This is a genomic window from Mangrovicoccus algicola (genome assembly GCF_014903745.1).
In the GTDB taxonomy this organism is placed as follows: domain Bacteria; phylum Pseudomonadota; class Alphaproteobacteria; order Rhodobacterales; family Rhodobacteraceae; genus Mangrovicoccus; species Mangrovicoccus algicola.
This window is the reverse complement of sequence record NZ_JACVXA010000063.1, coordinates 21,030-27,796: the sequence shown is the minus strand read 5'-3', so window position 1 is coordinate 27,796 and position 6,767 is coordinate 21,030. Positions and strand designations below refer to the sequence as shown.

Sequence of the window (6,767 nt, the reverse complement as noted above, 5' to 3'; positions counted from 1 at the left end):
CCCTGCCCGAGCCGCCCGCGCCGCGTCCGTCCCCCGCGCCGCCCGCCGCCGCGCGGCCGCGCAGGCTCAGCGTGACCGAGGTGGAGACGCTGTTGCGCGACCCCTACCAGATCTACGCCAAGCACGTGCTGCGGCTGCGCGCCCTCGACCCGCTGCGCCACCGGCCGGAGGCCTCGCTGCGCGGCACGGTGCTGCACGAGGTTCTGGAACAGGTCGTGCCGCAATTCCCCGGGCTCGACCGCGCCGGGCAGAAGGCGCTCTTGCTCTCCGCCGGCGCGGAGGTGCTGGAGCGCATCGTGCCCTGGCCCACGGCGCGGCGGTTCTGGCTGGCGCGGCTGATGCGCATCGCCGACCATTTCATCGCCGAGGAGGAGATCCGGCGGTCCCGCGGCGCGCTGATGGCGACCGAACAGGGCGGCGGCCATGTGCTGCCCACGACCGGGGTGGAGCTGGTGGTCAAGACCGACCGCATCGACCGCACGCCCGAGGGCGCGGTCTGGCTTTACGACTACAAGACAGGGCGCCCGCCGACCGAGAAGCAGCAGGCGAAATACAACAAGCAGCTGCACATCACCGCCTATCTGGCCGAGGCCGGGGCCTTCGGAAAGCTGGGGCCGCTGCATGTGGTGGGGGCCGAGTATATCGGCCTGGCCGCCCGCCCCGAGACCGTGCCCGCCGACCTGGAGAAGATCCCGGTGGAGCTGGTCCCCGAGAGCCTGCACCGGCTGTTCACCCGCTTCCTCGACCCCGCCACGGGCTTCACCGCGCAGGTCGCGCGCGAGAGCCAGGGCGAATGGTCGGATTACGACCATCTCAGCCGCGGCGGCGAATGGGACCTGACCCAGCATGCCGAGGTGCTGAAAGTGGGGGATCACGCATGACCACCGCCACGATGAACGACGCCACGCGCCGCCAGATCGAGGCCGCGCGGCCGCATGAATCCACCTGGCTGGCCGCCAATGCCGGATCGGGCAAGACCCGGGTACTGACCAACCGGGTGGCGCGGCTGTTGCTGTCGGGGGTCGCGCCGCAGAACATCCTGTGCCTGACCTATACCAAGGCGGCGGCCAGCGAGATGCAGAACCGGCTGTTTGCCACCTTGGGCGAATGGGCGATGCGCCCCGATGCCGAACTGCGCGCCGATCTGCAGAAGCTGGGCGAGACGGGGCTGGACGAGGACCGGCTGTTGCGCGCGCGGCGGCTGTTTGCCCGCGCCATCGAGACGCCGGGCGGGCTGAAGATCCAGACGATCCACTCCTTCTGCGCCGCGCTCCTGCGCCGGTTTCCGCTGGAGGCCGGGGTCAGCCCGCAATTCACCGAGATCGACGAGCGCACCCAGGCGGCGATGATCGAACGCGTCGTGGAAGAGATGGCCGATGGCCCCGAGGCGCCGCTGATCGACGCGCTGGCGCTGCAGATGGGAGGCGAGGACATTGCCGGGCTCTCGGCGCAGATCCTGCATGCCCGCGCCGATTTCGCCGCCCTGCCGGACGAGGCGGCCCTGTGGGAGACCCTGGGCCTGCTGCCCGGCCAGTCCGAGGCGGATCTGGTCGATTGCGCCTTCGCCCCGGGCGACCGCAAGCTGCTGGAAACGCTGGTGCCGGTGCTTCTGGCCAAGGGCGGCAATGACGCCAAGGCCGGGGCGGTGCTGGCGCGGCTGGCGCCCTTCGCGCCCTCCATGCAGCTTCTCAAGGCGCTGGAGGGACCGTTCCTCTTCGGCGGCAACGCCAAGACCCCCTTCGGCCCCAAGACCGACAGTTTCCCCACGGCGCCCACGCGCAAGCTGCTGGGCCCCGAGACGGTGGAGGCGCTGAACGGGCTGATGGGCCGCGTCGCCGATGCCCGCACCGTGCGGCTGGCCCTGACCGCGGCAAAGCGCACGCAAGTGCTGCACCGCTATGCCGCGGCGCTGCTGCCGCGGGTCGAGTCGGCCAAGCAGGCGCGCGGCTGGCTGGATTTCGACGACCTGATCCTGCGCACGCGGGCGCTCCTGACCGATCCGGCAGTGGCGCAATGGGTGCTCTACAAGCTCGACGGCGGCATCGACCATATCCTGGTGGACGAGGCGCAGGACACCAGCCCGGTGCAATGGGACGTGATCCGCCTGCTGGCGCAGGAATTCACCGCCGGCGAAGGCACCCGCGGCGGCGTGGCGCGCACGATCTTCGTGGTCGGCGACAAGAAACAGTCGATCTATTCCTTCCAGGGGGCCGATCCGCGCGAATTCGACCGGATGCGCGGCCATTTCGGGCAGGGGCTGCAGGCGATCGGCGCCACGCTGCATTCGCGCGGGCTGGCGCATTCCTTCCGCTCCGCCGCCGCCGTGCTGCAGGCGGTGGACCTGACCTTCCCCGAGGTTTCGGGGCTGGGCGATCCGCCCGAGCATCTGGCCTTCAAGGACCGCCTGCCGGGCCGCGTCGACCTCTGGCCCGCGATCCTGCCCGAGAAGGAGGAAGGCGAGGAGGAGAATGCCGATGGCTGGGACCCCGTCGACCGGCTGGATCCCGAAAGCCCGACCGCGCAGCTGTCGCAGGCGGTGGCGCAGGAGGTGCGCGCGCTGGTCGACGGCGCGCATTTACCCGAGGGCGACGGCACCGGGCGGCGGATCCACGAGGGCGACATCCTGATCCTGTTCCGCCGCCGCGGCGCGCTGTTCTTCGAGACGATGCGCGCGCTGAAAGCCGAGGGGCTGGAAGTGGCGGGGGCCGACCGGATCCGGCTGGGCGAGGAACTGGCGGTGCGCGACCTGCTGGCGCTCCTGGCCTTCCTGGCGCTGCCCGAGGACGACCTGTCTCTGGCCGCCGCCCTGCGCTCGCCGATCTTCGGCTGGACCGAGGACGACCTGTTCCGCCTGGCCCATCCGCGCCCGGCGGGCAGTTACCTGTGGACCGCGCTGCGCCAGGCCGAGGCCCATCCCGATACCTATGCGATCCTCGACGACCTGAGGAACCTCGCCGATTTCCGCCGCCCCTACGACCTGCTGGACCGGATCCTGACGCGCCATCGCGGCCGCGCGCGTCTGATCGCGCGGCTGGGGCCGGAATGCGAGGAGGCGATCGACGGCCTGCTGCAGCAGGCGCTGGATTACGAGCAGGCGGAAATCCCGTCGCTGACCGGCTTCCTGGAATGGATGGCGGCCGAGGATGTCGAAATCAAGCGCCAGGCCGAGGCGGCAGGCCGTGCGGTGCGGCTGATGACGGTGCATGGATCGAAGGGGCTGGAAGCGCCGGTGGTGATCCTGCCCGATTGCGCGGCCTTCCACAATTCCGGGCAGGACGTGCTCCTGCCGCGCGAAGGATCCTGGCCCGCCTGGCGGATGTCGAGGGACGACCTGCCCCCGGCGCTGGCCGGCGCGGCCGAGGCGGTGGCGGCGGCCGAGCGCGACGAGCGCGACCGGCTGCTTTACGTCGCCATGACCCGCGCCGAACGCTGGCTGATCGTCGCCGCCGCGGGGCGGATGGGCCAGCAGACGACCTGGCACGGGCAGGTGGGCGAGGGGCTGAAACGCGCCGGCGCGCGGGCGCTCGACACGCCGACGGGCCAGGGGCTGCGGCTGGAAAGCGGCGACTGGCAGGTCGCGTCCCCGCGCCCGGAGGAAGAGGCGCCCGAGGCGGCGCGTCCCGCCCTGCCCGCCTGGCTGCGGCGCAATGCCAGCGTGCCCGAGAACGCCCTGCCGACGCTGGCGCCCTCGGGGCTGGGCGGCGCCAAGGCGCTGCCCGGCGAGGGCAGCGACACCGAGACCGCGCTGCGCACCGGCCGCCAGGTGCACCTGCTGCTGGAACACCTGGCCGGGCATCCCGCCGAGGGGCGCGCGGCGCTGGCGGCGGCGCTTCTGGGCGCGGGTCCCGATGCCGCCGAGGGCGCGGCGCTGGCGGCCCTGCTGGGCGAGGCGGCGGCGGTGCTGGACCATCCCGACCTGGCCCCGTTCTTCGCGCCCGAGACCCTGGCGGAGGTGTCGCTCTCGGCGCATCTGCCGCAGCTGGGCCGCATCGTCCATGGCACGATCGACCGGCTGCAGGTCACGCCGGATGCCGTGCTGGCGGTGGATTTCAAGACCAACCGCACCCTGCCCGCCACGCCCGGGGAGGTACCCGAGGGGCTGCTGCGCCAGATGGGCGCCTATCAGGCGATGCTGGAGGCGGTCTATCCCGGACGCAGGGTTTCCACCGCGCTTCTGTGGACGCGCGAGGCCCGGCTGATGCCCCTGCCGCACGATCTCGTGATGGCGGCGCTGGCGCGGGCCACCCCCACATCTTGATTGATGCGGGGGGCTCGCCTAGGTAGGAACCCAGTCTGAAATTCTGGCCCAGGAGGCACCCATGGCAACCGTAGCCGTCACCGACACCACCTTCGAGACCGAAGTCGAGCAATCCGCCGTTCCCGTCGTCGTCGATTTCTGGGCCGAATGGTGCGGCCCCTGCCGCCAGATCGGCCCGGCGCTCGAGGAACTGGCCGCCGAATACGGCGACAAGGTCAAGATCGTGAAGGTCAATGTCGACGAGAACCCGGTCTCCCCGGCGAAGCTGGGCGTGCGCGGCATCCCGGCGCTGTTCCTCTACAAGGACGGCAAGGTCGTGTCGAACAAGACCGGCGCGGCGCCCAAGGCCTCGCTGCAGAGCTGGATCGACAGCGCGCTGTGAGCGGGCAGATGAGCGACAGCTTTCCCGGCTGGCACGGCACCACGATCATCGGCGTGCGCCGCGGCGGACGCGTGGTGATCGCGGGGGACGGCCAGGTCTCGCTGGGCAATACCGTGATCAAGGGCTCTGCGCGCAAGGTGCGCAGGCTCTCCCCCGGCGGGCATGACGTGGTGGCGGGCTTCGCGGGCTCGACGGCGGATGCCTTCACGTTGCTGGAGCGGCTGGAGACCAAGCTGGAGGCCACGCCAGGCCAGCTGGCCCGCGCGGCGGTGGAGCTGGCCAAGGACTGGCGCACCGACAAGTACCTGCAGAAGCTGGAGGCGATGCTGATCGTCACCGACGGGCGCGACCTCTACGTGATCACCGGCGCGGGCGACGTGCTGGAGCCCGAACATGACATCGCGGCGATCGGCTCGGGCGGCAATTTCGCCCTCGCCGCCGCGCGCGGGCTGATGGAGACCGACCTGGATGCCGAGGCCGTGGCGCGCAAGGCCATGGCCATCGCCTCGGATATCTGCGTCTTCACCAACGGCAACCTCACGGTCGAGGCCATCGAGGCCTGACCGTTCGGGGAGAGGCGCCGCCTCTCCCTGCCCCGCCCGGGCCGGGGCACGGAATTTCAACCCCTTCAAATCCGCGCGCCCCGTGCGTATGTCACCTGCCGAACTGCAAAGGACAGATGGATGACCACGCTGACGCCCCGGGAAATCGTTTCGGAACTCGACCGCTTCATCATCGGCCAGAAGGAGGCCAAGCGGGCCGTGGCCGTGGCGCTGCGCAACCGCTGGCGGCGCAAGCAGCTGGACCCGGCGATGCGCGAGGAAGTCTATCCCAAGAACATCCTCATGATCGGTCCGACCGGCGTCGGCAAGACCGAGATCAGCCGCCGCCTGGCCAAGCTGGCGCGCGCGCCGTTCCTGAAGGTCGAGGCGACGAAATTCACCGAGGTCGGCTATGTCGGCCGCGACGTGGAGCAGATCATCCGCGACCTCGTCGAAAGCGCCATCGCCATGACCCGCGAGCAGATGCGCGAGGACGTCAAATCCCGCGCCCAGGCTGCCGCCGAGGACCGGGTGATCGCCGCCATCGCCGGCAAGGATGCCCGCGAGGGCACGCGCGAGCGGTTCCGCGAGAAGCTGCGCGCGGGCGAACTGGACGGGCACGAGATCGAGCTGGAGATCACCGACACGTCCTCGCCCTTCCCGATGATGGACATCCCCGGCCAGCCCGGCGGCGGCATGGGACCGATGGGCGGCATGAATCTGGGCGACATCTTCGGCAAGGCCTTCGGCGGCCGCAAGGTGACGCGCAAGATGACCGTCGCCGACAGCCACGAGATCCTGCTGCGCGAGGAGGCGGACAAGCTGCTGGACGACGAGACGGTGAACCGCGCCGCCGTCCATGCGGTGGAACAGAACGGCATCGTCTTCCTCGACGAGATCGACAAGGTCTGCGCCCGCCAGGAGGCGCGCGGCGGCGATGTCAGCCGCGAGGGCGTGCAGCGCGACCTGCTGCCGCTGATCGAGGGCACGGTGGTCAACACCAAATACGGCGCGGTGAAGACCGACCACATCCTGTTCATCGCCTCTGGCGCCTTCCACATCGCCAAACCCTCGGACCTGCTGCCGGAACTTCAGGGCCGCCTGCCGATCCGGGTGGAGCTGCGCGCGCTGACCGAGGCCGATTTCACCCGCATCCTGACCGAGACCGACAATGCCCTGACCCGGCAATACGCCGCGCTGATGGCGACCGAGGAGGTGAATGTCACCTTCACCGAGGACGGCATCGCGGCACTGGCCAGGATCGCCGCCGAGGTGAACACGTCGGTGGAGAATATCGGGGCGCGCCGCCTGCATACCGTGCTGGAGCGGGTCTTCGAGGAGCTGAGCTTCACCGCCCCCGACCAGCCCGGCACCGCGGTCACGGTGGACGGCCCCTTCGTCGAGGACCGTCTGGGCGAACTGGCGGGCTCTGCCGATCTCAGCCGCTACGTGCTGTGATCGGCGCGGGCCGGTTCCGGCCCGCCGCATTTGCGCCGCGAAACGGCCCCGCTCCTGCTGCGGGGCCGCCTTTCTTTCGCCAGACCGCTGCGGCATCCCCGGTCCATCGCAGCATTGCGACAGAGGC

Annotated in this window: 5 protein-coding genes; all 5 read left to right on the top strand. The window is 70.7% G+C overall.

What is annotated here, in order from left to right; genetic code table 11:
- The coding region (locus tag ICN82_RS17100) for a PD-(D/E)XK nuclease family protein (RefSeq protein WP_193185168.1) at nucleotides 1–881 on the top strand (881 nt) is incomplete at its 5' end.
- Nucleotides 878–4,258, top strand: a complete 3,381-nt coding sequence (gene addA, locus ICN82_RS17095; protein WP_226898563.1) for a double-strand break repair helicase AddA — start codon at nucleotides 878–880, stop codon at nucleotides 4,256–4,258. The genes ICN82_RS17100 and addA, both read left to right, overlap by 4 nt.
- 61 nt (nucleotides 4,259–4,319) lie before the next feature.
- Nucleotides 4,320–4,640: a thioredoxin gene (gene trxA, locus ICN82_RS17090; protein ID WP_193185166.1), complete on the top strand. Its 321-nt coding sequence runs from the start codon at nucleotides 4,320–4,322 to the stop codon at nucleotides 4,638–4,640.
- Nucleotides 4,641–4,648: 8 nt separating this feature from the next.
- Nucleotides 4,649–5,203, top strand: a complete 555-nt coding sequence (gene hslV, locus ICN82_RS17085; protein ID WP_193185163.1) for an ATP-dependent protease subunit HslV — start codon at nucleotides 4,649–4,651, stop codon at nucleotides 5,201–5,203.
- 120 nt (nucleotides 5,204–5,323) lie between these two features.
- Nucleotides 5,324–6,640, top strand: coding sequence for an ATP-dependent protease ATPase subunit HslU (gene hslU, locus ICN82_RS17080; RefSeq protein WP_193185160.1), 1,317 nt, complete (start codon nucleotides 5,324–5,326; stop codon nucleotides 6,638–6,640).
- Nucleotides 6,641–6,767 lie beyond the last annotated feature (127 nt).

Bases quoted from the DNA above. Each gene is read 5' to 3' on its own strand.
- addA (WP_226898563.1), top strand. From the start codon at position 878: ATGACCACCGCCACGATGAACGACGCCACGCGCCGCCAGATCGAGGCC.
- trxA (WP_193185166.1), top strand. From the start codon at position 4,320: ATGGCAACCGTAGCCGTCACCGACACCACCTTCGAGACCGAAGTCGAG.
- hslV (WP_193185163.1), top strand. From the start codon at position 4,649: ATGAGCGACAGCTTTCCCGGCTGGCACGGCACCACGATCATCGGCGTG.
- hslU (WP_193185160.1), top strand. From the start codon at position 5,324: ATGACCACGCTGACGCCCCGGGAAATCGTTTCGGAACTCGACCGCTTC.